Origin of the sequence: Sapientia aquatica (genome assembly GCF_004358105.1) — a bacterium.
Taxonomy (GTDB): domain Bacteria; phylum Pseudomonadota; class Gammaproteobacteria; order Burkholderiales; family Burkholderiaceae_D; genus Solimicrobium; species Solimicrobium aquaticum.
Map to the genome: position 1 here is coordinate 1 of NZ_SMYL01000057.1, position 505 is coordinate 505.

Annotated in this window: 2 protein-coding genes; both read right to left on the minus strand. The window is 45.0% G+C overall.

Translation table 11 applies throughout. From position 1 onward, the window contains the following. The coding region (locus E2I14_RS19545; RefSeq protein ID WP_206105696.1) for a hypothetical protein at positions 1-199 on the minus strand (199 nt) is incomplete at its 3' end. Further along, the coding region (locus E2I14_RS19550) for a hypothetical protein (RefSeq protein WP_206105697.1) at positions 196-505 on the minus strand (310 nt) is incomplete at its 5' end. The genes E2I14_RS19545 and E2I14_RS19550, both read right to left, overlap by 4 nt.

The following is a 505-nucleotide window of genomic DNA, read 5'->3' on the forward strand; positions in this document are numbered from 1 at the left end:
AAGACTGATCTAGTCCTGGGAGGCTCTTAAGAGCAGCAAAAAAATCTGCGTCATCTTCAAAATACTTATGGGGTATATCCAATCGAGTTCCATCAGAATAAAGAGTATTCGCGGCTCTATAGAAAAACATATAAAGCGCCAATACAGTCACCACCATACTAAGAGCAATGGTGATCCATAAAAAGTTGCGGCGATTCATTTGTCACACCTTGAACACCAGAAAATTCTGGTTACGTAGGACTCAAACCGAGTACCTGTGAACGGAGTTCCCCCAAAAGTAGTAGTAGGCAGACCATATCGAGCAAATACATCTCGATGATAGTCAAACACCTGCCCGGGACTAAGGAGTCCAATTACGCCTTGCCGATCCGCATCAACTGCGGCAATGTGCGCGTTCATTAGGTCGACACGGATCGCCTCTATATCAACGCTCTTGCCAGCATAGACCCTTGAAAATGCCTCTAAGCGATCATTGACAGAAGAGCCGCCAAATAGTGAATCAATT